The organism is Escherichia sp. MOD1-EC5433, assembly GCF_002966005.1.
In the GTDB taxonomy this organism is placed as follows: Bacteria; Pseudomonadota; Gammaproteobacteria; order Enterobacterales; family Enterobacteriaceae; genus Escherichia; species Escherichia ruysiae.
This window is the reverse complement of record NZ_PTRL01000003.1, coordinates 67,966-84,847: the sequence shown is the minus strand read 5'-3', so window position 1 is coordinate 84,847 and position 16,882 is coordinate 67,966. Positions and strand designations below refer to the sequence as shown.

The 16,882-nt window shown below is 52.1% G+C and carries 11 protein-coding genes; all 11 read right to left on the bottom strand.

Features of this window, described 5'->3' with window-relative positions:
• Window positions 1–107 precede the first annotated feature (107 nt).
• Window positions 108–323: a zinc ribbon domain-containing protein gene (locus C3D30_RS07300; RefSeq protein ID WP_000422360.1), complete on the bottom strand. Its 216-nt coding sequence runs from the start codon at window positions 321–323 to the stop codon at window positions 108–110.
• A gap of 62 nt (window positions 324–385) precedes the next feature.
• Window positions 386–1,858 (bottom strand): ribosome biogenesis GTPase Der, encoded by a 1,473-nt coding sequence (der, locus tag C3D30_RS07295; protein WP_016158778.1) that lies wholly within the window; start codon window positions 1,856–1,858, stop codon window positions 386–388.
• Between the two features lie 117 nt (window positions 1,859–1,975).
• Window positions 1,976–3,154 (bottom strand): outer membrane protein assembly factor BamB, encoded by a 1,179-nt coding sequence (bamB, locus tag C3D30_RS07290; RefSeq protein WP_001177079.1) that lies wholly within the window; start codon window positions 3,152–3,154, stop codon window positions 1,976–1,978.
• 10 nt (window positions 3,155–3,164) lie between these two features.
• Entirely contained in the window at window positions 3,165–3,785 is a 621-nt protein-coding gene (yfgM, locus tag C3D30_RS07285) for an ancillary SecYEG translocon subunit YfgM (protein WP_105286672.1), read from the bottom strand.
• A gap of 17 nt (window positions 3,786–3,802) precedes the next feature.
• Complete coding sequence (gene hisS, locus C3D30_RS07280; protein WP_016158779.1) at window positions 3,803–5,077, bottom strand: histidine--tRNA ligase; 1,275 nt, start codon at window positions 5,075–5,077, stop codon at window positions 3,803–3,805.
• 110 nt (window positions 5,078–5,187) lie between these two features.
• The gene (ispG, locus tag C3D30_RS07275) at window positions 5,188–6,306 is read right to left on the bottom strand and encodes a flavodoxin-dependent (E)-4-hydroxy-3-methylbut-2-enyl-diphosphate synthase (protein WP_000551807.1); all 1,119 of its coding nucleotides are present in this window, start codon (window positions 6,304–6,306) and stop codon (window positions 5,188–5,190) included.
• 26 nt (window positions 6,307–6,332) lie between these two features.
• A complete protein-coding gene (rodZ, locus tag C3D30_RS07270; protein ID WP_105286671.1) occupies window positions 6,333–7,343 on the bottom strand; it encodes a cytoskeleton protein RodZ in 1,011 nt (336 codons plus the stop codon).
• Window positions 7,344–7,627: 284 nt separating this feature from the next.
• Window positions 7,628–8,782 carry a dual-specificity RNA methyltransferase RlmN gene (gene rlmN / locus C3D30_RS07260; protein WP_000003311.1) on the bottom strand — a complete coding sequence of 385 codons (1,155 nt, stop codon included), beginning with the start codon at window positions 8,780–8,782 and terminating at the stop codon, window positions 7,628–7,630.
• 149 nt (window positions 8,783–8,931) lie between these two features.
• On the bottom strand, window positions 8,932–9,363 hold the full coding sequence (ndk, locus tag C3D30_RS07255) for a nucleoside-diphosphate kinase (protein WP_000963837.1): 432 nt from the start codon (window positions 9,361–9,363) through the stop codon (window positions 8,932–8,934).
• A gap of 148 nt (window positions 9,364–9,511) precedes the next feature.
• Complete coding sequence (gene pbpC, locus C3D30_RS07250; protein WP_105286670.1) at window positions 9,512–11,824, bottom strand: peptidoglycan glycosyltransferase PbpC; 2,313 nt, start codon at window positions 11,822–11,824, stop codon at window positions 9,512–9,514.
• Window positions 11,825–16,786 (bottom strand): alpha2-macroglobulin, encoded by a 4,962-nt coding sequence (gene yfhM, locus C3D30_RS07245; protein WP_105286669.1) that lies wholly within the window; start codon window positions 16,784–16,786, stop codon window positions 11,825–11,827.
• Between the last annotated feature and the right edge of the window lie 96 nt (window positions 16,787–16,882).

The following is a 16,882-nucleotide window of genomic DNA, read 5'->3' as shown; positions in this document are numbered from 1 at the left end:
ATAATAATGGGAGTTTGTTCACTCTAATTACGTGTTAAAGTAATAGAAAATAGCTCATAAAATTTATACCGGGAATATATAAAAGAAAAATATATATTCCCGTGATATTAAGCAGTGGTAAATTCAACGCGTTTTTTAGAAATTAAACCGTGTCCATTCTGGCAGAAATAATCCACCGCGCCACAGGCTTTTAATACCTGTAACGGCTGATGACAGTCAGGGCAAAGCGCCTGAACAGTGAAATCTTTATCGCAAGTTGTGCAGTGAGCCGTCTCGCCATTGCGTTCGAGAGGGCTTTGGCAGACTGGGCAGTTGAGTTCCATATTTCTTCCTCGCGATTGGTTGGGTTTCCCTTCCTGGATGGCAAGAGAAACCCAATAAGTAATTACTTACTTTTCTTAATGTGCTTCATCAGACGCTTACGTTTACGCATCTGGGTCGGCGTTAGAGTGTTACGCTTGTTCGCATACGGGTTTTCCCCTTCCTTGAACTGAATACGAATCGGCGTACCCATCACGTCCAGAGATTTACGGAAGTAATTCATCAGGTAACGTTTGTACGAGTCAGGCAGGTCTTTCACCTGGTTGCCGTGAATCACCACAATCGGCGGGTTATAACCACCAGCGTGGGCATATTTCAGCTTCACACGACGCCCGCGAACCAGTGGCGGCTGGTGATCTTCAACAGCCATGGTCATGATACGCGTCAGCATAGATGTCCCCACACGACGGGTAGAGCTGTCATATGCTTCACGTACTGATTCAAACAGGTTACCAACACCGCTACCGTGCAATGCAGAGATAAAATGCACACGAGCGAAGTCGATAAAGCCCAGACGGAAGTCCAGCGTCTCTTTCACCTGCTCTTTCACTTCCTGGCTCAGGCCGTCCCACTTGTTCACCACAATCACAAGTGAGCGCCCACTATTGAGAATAAAGCCAAGCAGGGAGAGATCCTGATCGGAAATACCTTCGCGTGCGTCAATCACCAACATCACCACGTTGGCATCTTCAATCGCCTGCAACGTTTTGATTACGGAGAATTTCTCTACAGCATCGGTGATTTTGCCGCGTTTACGTACGCCAGCGGTGTCAATGAGCACATACTCACGTCCATCGCGTTCCATCGGAATGTAGATACTGTCACGCGTCGTGCCTGGCATGTCGTAAACCACGACGCGCTCTTCACCCAGGATACGGTTAGTGAGTGTAGACTTACCGACGTTTGGACGACCAACAATCGCCAGTTTGATCGGCAGACTTTGCGGATCAAAGTCGTCTTCCTCTTCTTCTTCGCCGTTCTCTTGCGCTTCAAATTGCGCCCAGTATTCAGCGTCTTCGTCGACTTCTTCTTGCGGCGCGATATCTTCCATCCACGGCAGCAGCACGTGCTCCAGCAGACTTAATACGCCACGACCATGCGAAGCGGCAATTGGGTAAATTTCACCTAAACCAAGTGAATAAAAATCAACGATTGCTTGATCCGGATCCAGTCCATCGGTTTTGTTCGCCACCAGGAAGGTTGGCTTTTCGCGAGAACGCAGATGTTTGGCAATGGCTTCATCCGCAGGCATCAGACCCGCGCGCGCATCCACCATAAACAGCACCACATCCGCCTCTTCAATCGCCAGCAGCGACTGTTCCGCCATGCGAGTTTCTACACCGTCTTCTGTACCGTCAATCCCGCCGGTATCAATACAGATAAACTCGCGGCCTTCAATTTCCGCACGACCGTACTTACGGTCACGAGTCAGACCCGGGAAATCCGCAACCAGCGCATCTCGGGTGCGAGTTAGACGGTTAAATAACGTGGATTTTCCTACGTTAGGGCGCCCGACAAGCGCGACCACAGGTACCATGTTTAAAGCCTCATTTTTATAAATCATCAGACAACGCACGCTATTTTCGCGTCGTTGTTAAAAACAGGAAAACGGCTCCTGTCCAGGAGCCGTTTTCAAAGTGAACGACAGAGACGATTAACGTGTAATGGAGTACACGGTTCCGTCTTTTGCCTGGATCAGCAGTTTGCCATCAGCGGCAACCGGGTCAGTCTGGAAACCGGAGCTATCAACTTTTTGTTGGGCAACGAAACGTCCATCTTCCACATTAATCCAGTGCAGATAACCTTCGCTATCACCCACCACCAGGTTGCCATTATACAGCACCGGAGAAGTCAGCAGGCGGTGCAGCAGATCGCTTTGTGTCCACAGCGTCACGCCACCATCGATGGTCAACGCCATTACCCGGTCATTTTGATCAACCAGATAGATACGGTTACCGTCGACAATGAAATCATTCACCGAACCCAGTTCGCGTTTCCACATAATCTGACCACTGCGCAAATCAAGCGCCGTCAGGTTACCATTATAGGCCAGCGCGAAAACAACACCGTTCACAACCACTGGCGTAGTATCAACATCGCTCAGACGGTCAATTTCGGTTGAACCGGTCGCCTGGGAGATACGCTGCTGCCAAATCATCTGTCCCTGCTGCATCAACACAGCACTGACGCGACCATTATCGCCACCGACGACTGCCGCACCAAATGCAGTTGCTGGCGCAGACTCTCCACGCAGAGAAAGCGAAGGCATATCAAGGTTAACAGTCCATTTAACAGCGCCGTCAGCTTCGTTCAGCGCCTGCAGCTGACCGTTGCTGGTGTGAATTAACACCAGACCGTCGCTGACCACCGGGCGAGAAAGTGCTTCACCCGCTACTTTGGTTTGCCATGCCACAGTGCCATCGCTGGTGTTCAGCGCGTAAACCTGCGCTTTTTCACTGCCAATATAGACATGACCACCTGCGACGGTCACACCGCCAGAAAGTAATGCCGGCTCTTTAGATAACCAGCCATCTTTCTCAGCCAGGCTGACAGACCAGATTTCTTTACCGTCATCCGCATTCATCGCCTTTACCAAACCAGCGCGATCGGCTGCATAGACAACGTTATCCGCCAGTGCCGGATGAAGATTAGAGTAGAAGTTACCAATGCCGCTACCAACGGAAGTGCTCCACGCCGTGGTCGGCGTAAACTGGTTTTCAACGGTCGGCAATGGGGACATCTTGACCACATCTTCTTCACTGTTAAACAGCGAACAGCCGCTTAAAAGGGTAACGGAAAGCACTCCTGGCAGCAGTAATTTACGCAATTGCATCGGGTCCCTCTCAGATGGACAAATTATTAATTTTCATCTGCATCATTTCACTCAGTGCCGGGGTCACATCGCTTTTCACGCCTGCTTCCCATGCACTACGCGCACCTTGCTTATCACCTTTGCTCAGTAATGCTTCACCACGCAAGTCGGCAACAATGGCAGCCCACCCTTCACCTTTTATGGTATCAAGGGTTTTCAGCGCAGCATCAGTCTGCTTGAGCTGCACCTGAACTCGGGCAAGACGCAGATTTATCACGGCTTTGAGATTTTCATCGCTCGTGTCCGCCAACCCTTGTTGCAATTGAGCGGCGGCTTTCTCTAGTTCATTTTTGTCAACAAATTGCTGCGCAAGTTCCAAAGAAGCCAGCGCGCCGTAAGTATTTTTATTTTCAACAGCAAATTTTTCTGCCGCTGGGATGCTGTCCGGTTTGCCTTCGCTAACTGCGGTAACCGCATTTTGATAGGCAAGAGAAGCGGAGCGTGCGGACTCAACCTGATGGCTGTTCCAGTAGCGCCAGCCAATCAGTGCGCCAACGCCTAAAATCACCCCAACAGCCAGTGCTTTGCCATTTTCAGCAAAAAAGCGTTTAACCGCTTCAACCTGGTCGTTTTCGTTCTCGTAAATTTCCACGCTGTCCTTCTCCTTCCTTAACCCAGTAACGTGTGCAAATGCGCGGCTACGCTATCCTGCGCAACTGCCGTTTGCTCACCAGAGCGCAAATCCTTCACTACTGCCGTGCCATTAGCTACTTCAGACTCACCCAGCACCACAGCAACGCGGGCACCCCATTTATCAGCACGGGCAAACTGTTTCTTAAAGTTGCCGCCGCCGTGGTTGGTCATCAGTTTCACGCCAGGTAATTCATCACGCAGACGCTCAGCTAATGCCATAGCCGCAGATTGTGTATCAGTACCCGAAGCCACCAGGTATATATCGACAACGGGATCGGCTTTAAATTCCGGGTTAACTGCCTGAACTAACAACACCAGACGTTCGAGGCCCATCGCAAAACCGACTGCCGGTGTGGCGCGACCGCCCAGTTGTTCCACCAGACCGTCATAACGACCGCCTGCACATACGGTGCCCTGAGAACCGAGGCTGTTAGTCACCCACTCGAAAACGGTACGGTTGTAGTAATCCAGACCACGCACCAGACGCTGGTTTACGGTATAGGCAATGCCTGCGCTCTCAAGCAGTTTGCACAGACCGGCAAAATGCTCGCGAGACTCTTCATCCAGATAATCGCCCAACGCCGGAGCGTCGTTGAGTAACGCCTGCACTTCCGGATTTTTAGAATCCAGCACGCGCAACGGGTTGGTGTACATACGACGTTTACAGTCTTCGTCCAGCTTTTCTTTATGCTGTTCAAGGAACGCAACCAGCGCATCGCGGTAATTGGCGCGAGCTTCCAGCGAACCAATAGAGTTCAGTTCGAGAGTAACGTGCTCAGAGATACCCAGCGCACGCCACCAGCGGGCGGTGAGCATAATCAGTTCGGCATCGATATCCGGGCCTTGCAGACCGAAAACTTCGCAGCCCAACTGATGGAACTGACGATAACGTCCTTTCTGCGGACGCTCGTGACGGAACATTGGCCCGATATACCACAGACGCTGTTCCTGATTGTACAGAAGACCATGCTCGATGCCGGCGCGTACACAGCCCGCCGTCCCTTCAGGACGCAGAGTCAGGCTGTCGCCATTGCGATCCTCAAAGGTGTACATCTCTTTTTCAACCACGTCGGTGACTTCACCAATCGCACGTTTGAATAGCGGGGTCTGCTCTACAATCGGCAAGCGGATTTCACTGTAACCGTAGCTGCCGAGCACGTTTTTCAGTGTGCCTTCAATGCGCTGCCAGATGGCCGTTTCGCCAGGCAGGTAATCGTTCATGCCGCGAATGGCTTGAATGTTTTTTGCCACGTTTATTCTCTTTCTGAATATAAAAATGAACCCTCAACGCTTCCCTCAATATTTCGGGAGCCATGCGGGTTCAATCATACACGGGAAGCGAGACGCTTCCCATCACGTTATTATTTTTCAACCTGCTGAACGTCAATTCGACGCGCTTCGTCCAGTTGGCTGGCTTTCGCACGAATGCGTGCTTCCAGCTGATCGATCATGTCGTTATTGTCCAGACGGTCTTTGCGCACGCCATCTTCATAGAGGCCGCTTTTCTTGTTGCCGCCCGTAACGCCAAGCGTAGAAACCAGCGCCTCGCCTGGGCCATTCACCACGCAGCCAATAATCGAAACGTCCATCGGGGTGATGATATCTTCCAGACGTTGCTCCAGCGCGTTAACCGTACCGATAACGTCAAACTCCTGGCGTGAGCAGGTCGGGCAGGCGATGAAGTTGATGCCACGCGAACGAATACGCAGCGATTTCAAAATATCAAAACCGACTTTGATCTCTTCGACCGGATCAGCCGCCAGCGAGACGCGCAGCGTGTCGCCAATGCCTTCCGACAACAGCAGACCTAAACCAATGGCCGATTTCACCGCCCCGCTGCGTGCGCCACCGGCTTCGGTGATCCCCAGGTGCAACGGCTGATCGATCTGTTTTGCCAGCAGACGATAAGACTCAACCGCGAGGAAAACGTCAGATGCTTTCACACTGACCTTGAACTGATCAAAGTTCAGACGATCGAGATGATCAACATGGCGCATGGCAGATTCCAGCAACGCCTGCGGCGTCGGTTCGCCATACTTTTCTTGCAGATCTTTTTCCAGCGATCCGGCGTTAACACCAATACGAATCGGAATGTTTTTATCGCGCGCACAGTCAACCACCATGCGAATGCGTTCTTCATTACCAATATTGCCTGGGTTAATGCGCAGACAGTCAACGCCGTATTCCGCTACTTTCAGTGCAATGCGATAGTCGAAGTGGATGTCGGCCACCAGCGGTACGTTAACCTGCTGCTTGATGAGCTTGAACGCTTCTGCCGCGTCCATCGTCGGTACAGAGACGCGAACGATATCAGCGCCGACACGTTCCAGCGCCTTAATTTGATTGACCGTTGCTTCGACGTCTGTCGTACGCGTATTGGTCATGGACTGTACGGCGATGGGAGCACCATCGCCAATCGGCACATTCCCAACGTAAATACGTGTTGATTTTCTACGTTGAATTGGAGCCTGGTTATGCATGAAAAATCTCCCGCGTTACCCGTCTGTTACTGCGCCGGTGATTGTTCGGCATTGAGGGTCAGACGCGCAACCTGGTTAGTTCTGATAAAACGACTCAGATCGACAGGTTTCCCTTGATACTGGATCTGTACTGCGGCTGGTGCACCAATTTTCAGTTTATACGGTGCCTGACCGCTTAAATTCAAATTACCGCCTTTACGCTGCATCCCGCTAAACAGTTTTTTGCCGGTAGAATCGGTGACTTCCAGCCAGCAATCAGCAGTAAAGTTCATCACCAGCGCATTAGGATCAGCCGCTGGAGTGGTCACGCCAGCCTGATCAATTGGCAACGGCGCAGCGCCATCTGGCGTTGTTGTTGCAACCGGCGCCGCTGCTGTAGTAGTAGCCGCGATATCAACATTTGCCTGTGAAGGAGGAACAACCGCGTCCTGCTGCGGCGCTACAGCGGGTGCTGGCGTCGTCACGGCTGGTGTTTGCGTGTTCGTGGCGGTGGTATCTACAGCCGCAGGCGATGTAGTCGTCTGGGTTTCGGTAGCAGATGTATCTAACGGTACACTCTGGCTCTGGTTATTATTCAGCTCCGCAGTGGATTGATCAGCCATGGTGCTAATCTCTTCCTGCTGGGCTTTGTGATCCTGCCACCACCAGGCGCCGCTCAGGCCAATCACCACAAACAGCACCAGCCAGGTGAAAGTCATCAACCAGCCATCGCGTTTTTTGCGGCGTTTGCCGAGGGAAAAACTCTGCATTGGCGCAACTTTTGCGGCTCGCAGTGGAGCCTGCTTTTCCAGTCCCGGCAGCAGTTCTTCTTCCGGAATATGGACCAGACGCGCATAAGAGCGGATATACCCGCGCAAGAATGTTGAAGCAAGATCGGCGGGTGCCTTATCTTCTTCAATATCGCGTACCGTGGAAACCTTCAAACAAAGTCGTTCGGCAACGGCTTGCTGGCTAAGTCCAAGTTGTTCACGGGCATTACGCAAGCGAGCGCCGGTGGTAAGTGCTTCATTTTGGTCGTGCGTGGCTTCAGTATTCATTCGCTGCAGGTACGTTTAAAAGAGAATTGGGATGCCGGTGAACCATCACGCCCACCCACACCGCGAAACATCCGTAAAGTTAACCTTTATCATACAGTATAAGACTGTCTGTGTGCTCGTGACAAAGCCCACATGAATCAAAGCTAACTTACTGTTGCATCGTTACATACTGCCTTAAAGTCAGCAAAAACGCACCGTTAATATTGATCAGACAATTGCAACTTAATGCTACATTCATAAAACATTACGCCACGGTACATAAAGTAACCATGGCGTAATAACTATCAGACCGTTTTAATATCGATGGCTTCACCCTGCATCCGTTTACGCAGAGTACGTTTAGTACGGTCGATGACATCTCCCGCTAACTGACCACAGGCGGCATCGATATCATCACCACGAGTTTTACGCACAATGGTGGTGAAACCGTAGCTCATCAGCACTTTTGAGAAGCGGTCGATACGGCTGTTCGAACTACGACCATACGGCGCGCCCGGGAACGGGTTCCATGGGATCAGGTTAATCTTACACGGCGTATCTTTCAGCAGCTCCGCCAGTTGGTGCGCGTGTTCAGTGCCATCGTTAACGTGGTCAAGCATCACGTACTCGATAGTGACGCGCCCCTGATTAGCATTGGATTTCTCCAGATAACGGCGCACTGCAGCAAGGAACGTTTCGATATTGTACTTTTTGTTGATTGGTACAATTTCATCACGAATTTCGTCGTTCGGCGCGTGCAGGGAAATTGCCAGCGCAACGTCAATCATATCGCCCAGTTTATCCAGCGCCGGAACCACACCGGAAGTGGAAAGCGTCACGCGACGTTTAGACAGACCAAAACCGAAATCATCGAGCATGATTTCCATCGCCGGAACGACATTGTTCAGGTTGAGCAGCGGTTCGCCCATGCCCATCATCACTACGTTAGTGATCGGACGCTGACCAGTGATTTTTGCTGCGCCGACGATTTTCGCCGCACGCCACACCTGACCGATAATTTCCGACACCCGCAGGTTACGGTTAAAACCCTGCTGGGCAGTGGAACAGAATTTACACTCCAGCGCACAACCAACCTGCGAGGAGACACAAAGCGTGGCGCGGTCGTCTTCCGGGATATACACCGTTTCGACACGCTGATCGCCCACAGCAATCGCCCATTTGATGGTGCCGTCGGATGAACGCTGTTCTTCAACCACTTCCGGTGCGCGGATTTCCGCCACCTCTTTCAGTTTGCCACGCAACACTTTGTTTATGTCGGTCATCTCATCAAAGTTGTCGCAGCAATAGTGATACATCCACTTCATCACCTGATCGGCGCGGAAGGGTTTTTCACCTAAATCTTTAAAAAACTCCCGCATCTGCTGACGGTTGAGATCCAGCAGGTTAATTTTTCCATCTTTCGTGGTGACGTTTTCAGGTGTGACTAATTGTTCAGACATATGCTATTCCGGCCTCGTTATTACACGTTATGGCCCCTGGAGGGTTGAAAAAAGAAACGCCCCGGTGAGCGGCTGCTCGTCCGGGGGCGCTGCATTGTACAAATTCTGGCGCACGGATGCCACGTTTGCACGCGGCATTTACGAAATTATTAACGGGTGCGCGGGCACACTTCGCCTTCCCCGAAGAAGTAGGCGATTTCGCGAGCGGCAGATTCTACAGAATCGGAGCCATGAGTGCCGTTTTCAGTCAGGCTGTCAGCGTAGTCTGCGCGCAGAGTTCCCGCCAGAGCGTTCGCCGGGTTGGTCGCGCCCAGCAGATCGCGGTGACGCTGAACGGCATTTTCACCTTCCAGCACGGAAACTACGATCGGACCAGAGGTCATGAACTCAACCAGACCATCAAAGAACGGTTTCCCATCGTGTTCAGCATAAAAGCCACGAGCCTGCTCAACGGTCAGGTGCAGCATTTTGGTGCCGACAATTTTGAACCCTGCAGCTTCAAAGCGCGCAAAGATATTACCAATGACGTTTTTTGCTACCGCGTTCGGTTTAATGATGGAAAAAGTACGTTCAATAGCCATTTTTACCTCTGTAAATTATTCTGTTGTTGTCTGTACCAGCGTACGAGATGGCGCGGATTATAATGAGCAACAGAGCCGTTGACTATTGATGAAGGTAACATTTTTTTAAAATAAACCCAGTTTAAGCAACAAACATGGTGAAAACAGGCTATTGCATAACAAATTTCACTGTCGCTACCTGCCCCACTTCATCCATTACCAGCAATTGATAATCACCTTTTTCCGTTAAATGCAGAGTCACACTGCGCCCGCGTTCAGCTAACGGTTCGCCATTCAGAAACCACCAGCGTTCTCCGGCACCACCGTTGGATTGCACCGGCAAAGTCGCTTCCGCCGCACCAGGTAAACGCTTGATAATGGTGCCATCACGAACGCCAGTCAATTGCAGCGGGAGCTGAGCGTCGTGACCGTACGGTGGGCAAATTGTCGAGGCTGGTGGCAAGCGCACAGCGCGGCGTTCTGATGCAGGCAACCAGGGTTCCAGCGGTAGTGGCCAGACATTCATCATTTCTTGTCGCGCCTGTGGGCAATCGGCGGCGACGCGTTTACCATTTTCATCCAGCCAGATGGGAAAACGGATGCCATTAATCCCTTCTTGCTCTGGCAGTAACAGGGTTGGCGGCTGGCTTCCATCCAATAACCAGGTTGCCAGACGACGGCGACAGTTACTGTCACCTTCTGGTAAAGACTGCCCGCCAGGCCAGCAGATAACGCCACGAGTGACTGAGTTCGGGCGCGGATCTTCCGGCAGATTTGCACTGCGCGACAACAAAATATTATTAACCTGATTCAACAACGGTACGGCGCTGGCAAAGCCAAACTGACCGACAACGGGCGTGCCGTCCGGTCTGCCAGTCCAGATGCCAATCACATAGCGAGCGTTTACACCTATCGCCCAGGCATCACGATAGCCGTAGCTGGTGCCCGTTTTCCACGCCAGGGGTACGACGCGCAGCAAGGCACCGTCCGGCAAGGGCTGCGCTTCATCAGCCATGATTCGGCGGATGATCCATGCGGCGCCCGGCGACATTAAGGGGCGTTCAAGCAGCGGATCGTCAGGCTGTAAGCGCAATTTTCCTGCCTTACCGTGGCGGGCAAAAGCGGTGTACGCTGCCGCCATATCCTCCAGTTTTGCGCCAGCACCGCCGAGAATGAGCGAAAGATTCGGCACAGCACCATTGGGCAGATACAACGGCAACCCAACATTGCGTAATGTTGCCGCAAACCGTTTCGGGCCATAGGCTTCCAGCACCTGCACAGCAGGTAAGTTCAGCGAGCGTACCAGCGCCTCACTCATGCTGATCGGGCCATGAAAACCGCTGTCAAAGTTTCCAGGCCGGTAATCACCAGTGCGTCGTGGGACGTCTTGCAACAGCGATGCCGGATGGATCAATCCCTCATCCAGCGCCAGACCATAAACAAAGGGTTTGAGCACTGATCCTGGCGATCGGATCGCATTGACCATATCAACATGACCAAAGCGTGAATCATCGTTGAGATCGACCGATCCCACCCAGCCGCGAACACGCATATCGGTATGATCAATCACGATCATCGCGAGTGAACTGCGCGGTGGCAATCGTCCTTTCCAGTTTTGCGCCAGTTCTTCCAGACGCCGCTGAAGACCGGCATCCAGCGTAGTAACAATTTTGTCGCTTTTACTTTTACCGAGCATCATCCGTGAAAACAGCGGTGCCAGTTGCGGCATTTGTCGGGGTGCCAGCCAGATGGGTTCTTCCCTTGACTCTTTTACCTGCTCGCGGGACCACACACCTTGCACAGCCATCCGTTCGAGCACTTTATTACGCGCGGCCTCAGCACGCTCCGGCCAGCGATCCGGGCGCAGTCGGCTGGGCGCTTGCGGTAACACAGCCAGCATTGCTGCCTCGGAATAGCTTAAATTCGCGGGCGATTTTCCAAGATAAGCCCAGCTTGCCGCTCCAATCCCCTGCAACGTGCCACCAAACGGGGCGCGATTAAGATACAGGGTCAGAATGTCACGTTTAGACAGATGCCACTCCAGTTGCAACGCGCGCCAGAGCTGGCGAATTTTACCGCCAAACGTTTTGGGGTGAGGATCAAGCAAACGAGCAACCTGCATGGTGAGCGTGCTCCCGCCGGAGATAACCCGACCAGAAGTTAGATCCTGCCAGGCGGCGCGCATCACCGAGAACGGGTTTACGCCCGGATGCTTCCAGAACCAGCGATCTTCGTAATTGATCAGTGCTTCAAGGTAACGCGGAGAAACATCTTCGATAGTCACTGGATAACGCCAGATACCGTCAGCATCGGCGAAGCGCCAGAGCGGCGTTCCATCCTGCGCCACGACCACACGTGCGGGATTGACTTCATGCAGCGGCAGAGGCCAGAGTTTATCTGCTCCCCACGCCGCCAGAATGATAATAAAGGGCGCAGCTGCCAGCGTTATCCAGCAGCCGCGTTTACTTAACAGACGAGGCATTTACGGTCTGACAATCAACAGATCTTCAGCCGCGCCGGTCGCCCGCCATTGAGGAACATACATCGATTCCACCATCGGCTGCGGCACCTGATACGTTCCCGGCGTCACCGCCCGCGCCAGATATACCAGCGTAACCGGCTGGTATTCATCAACGGCAACCGCCGCCACAAAGCGATCGTCACGAAACTCAATGTGCTTAATGCTCGCCTGCTGCATTTGATTAAGCAGGTTTTGCACTTCGCTACCACTTTGCTCCAGACTGGCGTTGCCGTTAGCCAGGTTCTGGTTTTCCAGCTCCAGACCCGCTGGCAGCAAATCAACCACCAGCGCATCTGGCACGCTGTTACTGGCTTTTACCTGCAACCAGACCAGTACCAGATCGCCGCTACGTAAAGAGTCCAGCGATTTGCTCTTACCGTCAGTACCAAGAATATGACGCTCGATTTGCAGCACATTACTCGCAGGTAAAGGTGCGGATTGCGGATAACCGCTGGCATCCACACGCAGCCATAACGGCTGGGTGCCACTGTTAGTTACCTGCAAAGTTGCAAGTTGATCGCTATTCAGATTGCTGTTTTGCGCTTTCTCGCCAGTCAGCGGCTCGGCAGAGAAAGAGGTTTGCGTTTGCCATTTACCCAGTAAATCCTGAATCGAACGGGCAGCCAGGAACAACGCATTACTTTCCTGAGTTGATAGCCAGCGTTCACCAAACACCTGCTGCGAAAGTGTATTCAGCAAGGTGTTCTGCTCATCTGGCAACAGTTTGTTCTCTTCCAGTAAGGAGAGCATCAACGCGTTGTCGCGCAGTGGGCTACCGTAATCGCCAAGCCATATCCGCTCATCATTATTACGCGGCGTTTTCAGCGCCAGCGCAATTGCGTCTACACTCCGCGTCGCATCACCCATGGTTTTCAGCGCAATGCCAAGTTGCAGTAGCGGTAAACCAGAAGCGGCATCTGCACGACGCTCCCAGATTTCACGCAGCGCACCCAGCGGTGCCTTTTGCTGACGAGCCAGCACCAGCGCCGCGTAAGACTGTACTGCGAATTTACTGGCTTTGAGATTATCGGCATACGGGATCGACATCATGCCCGGATCTTGTAAATAGCGCAGCAGACGCTCATTACCCCGGTTAATAGCTTCTGTCGGCACGCTGTAACCCTGCTCACCTGCGCGAACCAGGAAATCCATCACATAAGCCGTCAGCCAGTACTCTTCGTCACTGTATTTATCCCATAGCGCAAAACCGCCATTATCGCGTTGCATTTGCAACAAACGGGAAATGCCAATATCAACTGCCGCACGGCGTTTATCATCACTGTCGCCTTTGATGCCCAACGCCTGTAGCTGGGCTGCATTGGTATAGAGCGACGGGAACAGACCGCTGGTGGTTTGCTCCAGACAGCCGTACGGATATGCTTTTAACTCTTTGATATAACGTGCGATGTTCAGCGGTGGCTTGCCGCTCAACAACAATTGCCCTTCCAGCGTAACAGGCGAGAAGTTTTGCAGTCCGCCCGCCGGTATCGCCCATGTTTCACCAGGCTGCAACACCGTACCATAATTGACGGTTTGCGCCGGGAATGCCGGACGGACGCCAATTTTCCACTGCTTATGCTGATCGGCAACGGTTTCTCCTGGCAAATTCAGGCCACTGATAGTCGCCTGAATTTCACCATCGCCATAACCCGGCAATGCTCGCACCGGGATAAACAGCGTAGTACGCACGCCTGGCGCTAATTCAACAGGTGCGGGTGAATCGCTTACTAGTTCAACCAAACCGCTGGCGGTCAGGGCAACGTTCAGTTTTTGCGGTTTATCAGTAAGATTAGTGATATCCAGCGTCAGACGCGAAGTGTCGCCACTCGCCATAAAGCGCGGCATGTTCAGTTCGGCTATCACTGGTGCAGCAACAATCACTTTGCTTTCGTTGCTGCCGAAGTCATCTGCCGTCCAGGCTTGCGCCATGACGCGCAATTCACCGTTAAAATCGCCAATCAGCAGTGTAACCGTACCTTCGCCCTGTTCGTTGATCGTTACCGGCTGTGCCTGTTGCGCGACAATATTGACGTGATTGACCGGTGGCTTACCACCACGTTTCAGTTCATCACCATCGCCACCAAAACGCAGTGCTGCCAGGCGTCCCTGTCCTTCAATGACCTGACCGTAAATATCGTATATGTCTGCGCCATAGCGTTTCTGACCGAAGAACGCCTGCCACGGATCTGGCGTAACGTAATCAGTAATATTCAGCACACCGCTATCAACGGCAGACACCAGTACATTCACCTGTTTTGGCATCTCACCATTTTTATTGCTGGCTTTGATTTTCACAGTTAATGGCTGATTGGGGCGCATTTTTGCCGGTGTTTCCAGCGCCAGACTGAGACGACGGTTTTCATCGCCAAGCGGCAAATGCAACACGCCAACCGCGCGTTTTGGCGTCGCAGAGCGAGATTTATCGCCAGGACGCACCACCAGCGTACTTAAATAGAGGTCGTGCCGATTCCAGGTTTTATCGACCGGAATCGTTAAATCCAGCCCTTGTGCCGGAACATCAATCTCTTGCCACCACAGCGGCCCTTCACTGGACTCGACCATCGCGTAGCCTTTACCCGCCGTTGGCGCGGCAATGTGCAACTTAATGGTATCGCCAGGACGATAACTGGCTTTATCCAGTTTCATCGTGACGCGATCCGGACGTACCACACCGCTACCGTCGCTGTTGTCCTGCCAGCTATAGCCAGCCCAGAAACGCACGCTACTAACCGCTTCATTCGGCGCTTTGACTTCCAGACGATAAGCGCCCCACTCTACCGGAAAACTTACCTTACCAGTTTCATCCGCTTGGAGATCCAGCGTTTGTTCATTTTCGATCAGATCTTTTTGATCAAACTGTGACTGCCAGCCTTCATCTTCTGACCAGTTCCAGTAGTAATCTCGACGTTCGCGAATCAGACGCACCTGCAAGCCCGAAACGGCTTTTTTCACGCCCTGCGCATCGCTATAAACGATGTCAAAAGCGGCGTTGCTGCCTTCATTAACAATGGGTTGTTTTACAGTCGTGTCAGTACGGTAATCGTAAACCGATTTCAAGGCGAACTGCGGGCGGATCCCAGGGAGCGCATCGGCAGGCCATATAGCCTGTTCAGCACGGCGCGTCACCGGGCGACCGCCAGATTCCAGCAAACTGCCCTGGAGAATAACCTGCAATGGGGAATGCGTTTCCTTCCACTGGCTTTCTGTAGAAACTTCGCCGCGCCCTTTATCATCCAGCGTCAACTGAACTTCATCCAGCGTGCGGAAAAGGTTTTCGGCAGCTATATCGCCAAATTCGAAACCAGGTAATGCAGAAACCGCTTCACGCAGAGGGCGCAGGAAAAGCTGCCCCTGCAAAGTATTACCGTTAGCAGGCGCACCGTACAGGTAGTAACCCACCACGGAGAATTTCACCTCATCTTTCGGCGTTAACGGGATTTTCTCGCCGGTCAGGTTCAACGCCATGCGTTCTGGCATAAAATCTTCGACGTGGAAATCCCACATCCGATACTGGTTATCGCCAGTGTTAGCGCGAATATGCCACATGCCGGTTGCCGCACTGCTATCCAGTTGCCAGGTAAAGTGATAGAGGCCATTCTCCGGCTGACTAACGACACTACGCAGTACCTGCCCGTCAGGTTTAATCACATCTAACTTGATGGGTTGATCGGGCAATGCTTTACCGTCTGCATCACGCAGTAAGCCGTTGAGGATTACGGTTTCACCCGGGCGATAAAGATCGCGCGGGCCAAACATAAAGAACTGTTTGCTATAACCCGGTGCACCAGCAATGTTAAATTCCGCTAAGTCCAGCGCGGGAAGTTTTAAATCGAGCAGCGTTGTCTGACCATCTTTACGTGCCAGCAGTAATGCCGCGTTTTTGTCGTTTTCCAGCTGTACATGACCCTGTGCATCACTGGTCGCCTGAGTCAGAGTCTGCCCTTTCTCATTTAATAACGAGACTTCAATTCCTTGCTGAGCCGCACCGTTTTCCAGGCTTTGGGTAAAGATATCCAGACGATTGTGATAACGGTGAGCCGATACGCCGATATCACTTAATGTAAATAGAGTCGCGGGATTACTGTAATCGTAACGTCCGGCCTGATTCATCACAGCCAGATACACGCCTGCCTGCTGAAGCGGTTTGATATCACCCAGCGGCAGCAATAATTTTTCACGGGTATTACGCGCAGGATTGAGATCAAAACGTCCGGTGTAGACTAGATCTGCCATCTGCAGCAATTTGTCAGATTGCCAGTTCGCCAGCGAATTGCGGTATTCCCATTGGCTAATGAATGCTGGCAGAGATTCGGGTTTAACACGGAAGAAGTTAACATCGACATTGTTAACGTTGAGCGCCATTACCGGCAGTCCTTCAACGACTTTTCCAGGCAGCAGCGAACCACGGCTGGCAAAACCGACGCTGGGTTGAATATCGCGGGTGGTGATCGTCTTTTCGTAATCTTTACTGAAGGTTGCGTTATTGAGCGCCTTCATTTCCTGCCCAATAGTCACGATCAAATCACGTTTAGGTTCGAGGTGGCGTAAACGCAGCTCTTTAAGATTATCTGACAGCTCCCAGGCACCATCCACTTTACCGCTCTTTTTATCGACGACATGAATAACACGCGAGAAATCCTGATCCGGGTCAAGGGGGATGGAGAAAGTCAGCACCAGCGTGGCTGCACCATCGAGTTGAACCTCAGAGAGATCAAGCAATGTCAGTGCCTTACCGGCACTCTGTTGTGCCAGTTTTTGTCGCTCCGGCGCAGAGAGTTTTGCAGAACTCGCGTTTTCTGAAGATGTACCTTTAGCAGCTTCAGAAGGGGTATCTTTTTTCACCGCTGTTGGCGCGTTATCGTTGTTGTCGCACCCTGCCAGCGCCAGCATTAACATGCAGGCGGCTATGCGTAACTTTTTCATTTATCATCCCTGCCACAATGGCCCGTTAGCAACGTCGAATAATTATTATGCGTGAGAATTAGCGTTATGTAATTCAGTATCACGTCCACAGAATCT

Excerpts from the sequence above, each read along its gene's own strand:
- bamB (WP_001177079.1), bottom strand. The coding sequence starts at position 3,154 with ATGCAATTGCGTAAATTACTGCTGCCAGGAGTGCTTTCCGTTACCCTT.
- yfhM (WP_105286669.1), bottom strand. The coding sequence starts at position 16,786 with ATGAAAAAGTTACGCATAGCCGCCTGCATGTTAATGCTGGCGCTGGCA.
- pbpC (WP_105286670.1), bottom strand. The coding sequence starts at position 11,824 with ATGCCTCGTCTGTTAAGTAAACGCGGCTGCTGGATAACGCTGGCAGCT.
- rodZ (WP_105286671.1), bottom strand. The coding sequence starts at position 7,343 with ATGAATACTGAAGCCACGCACGACCAAAATGAAGCACTTACCACCGGC.
- der (WP_016158778.1), bottom strand. The coding sequence starts at position 1,858 with ATGGTACCTGTGGTCGCGCTTGTCGGGCGCCCTAACGTAGGAAAATCC.
- rlmN (WP_000003311.1), bottom strand. The coding sequence starts at position 8,782 with ATGTCTGAACAATTAGTCACACCTGAAAACGTCACCACGAAAGATGGA.
- ispG (WP_000551807.1), bottom strand. The coding sequence starts at position 6,306 with ATGCATAACCAGGCTCCAATTCAACGTAGAAAATCAACACGTATTTAC.
- C3D30_RS07300 (WP_000422360.1), bottom strand. The coding sequence starts at position 323 with ATGGAACTCAACTGCCCAGTCTGCCAAAGCCCTCTCGAACGCAATGGC.
- ndk (WP_000963837.1), bottom strand. The coding sequence starts at position 9,363 with ATGGCTATTGAACGTACTTTTTCCATCATTAAACCGAACGCGGTAGCA.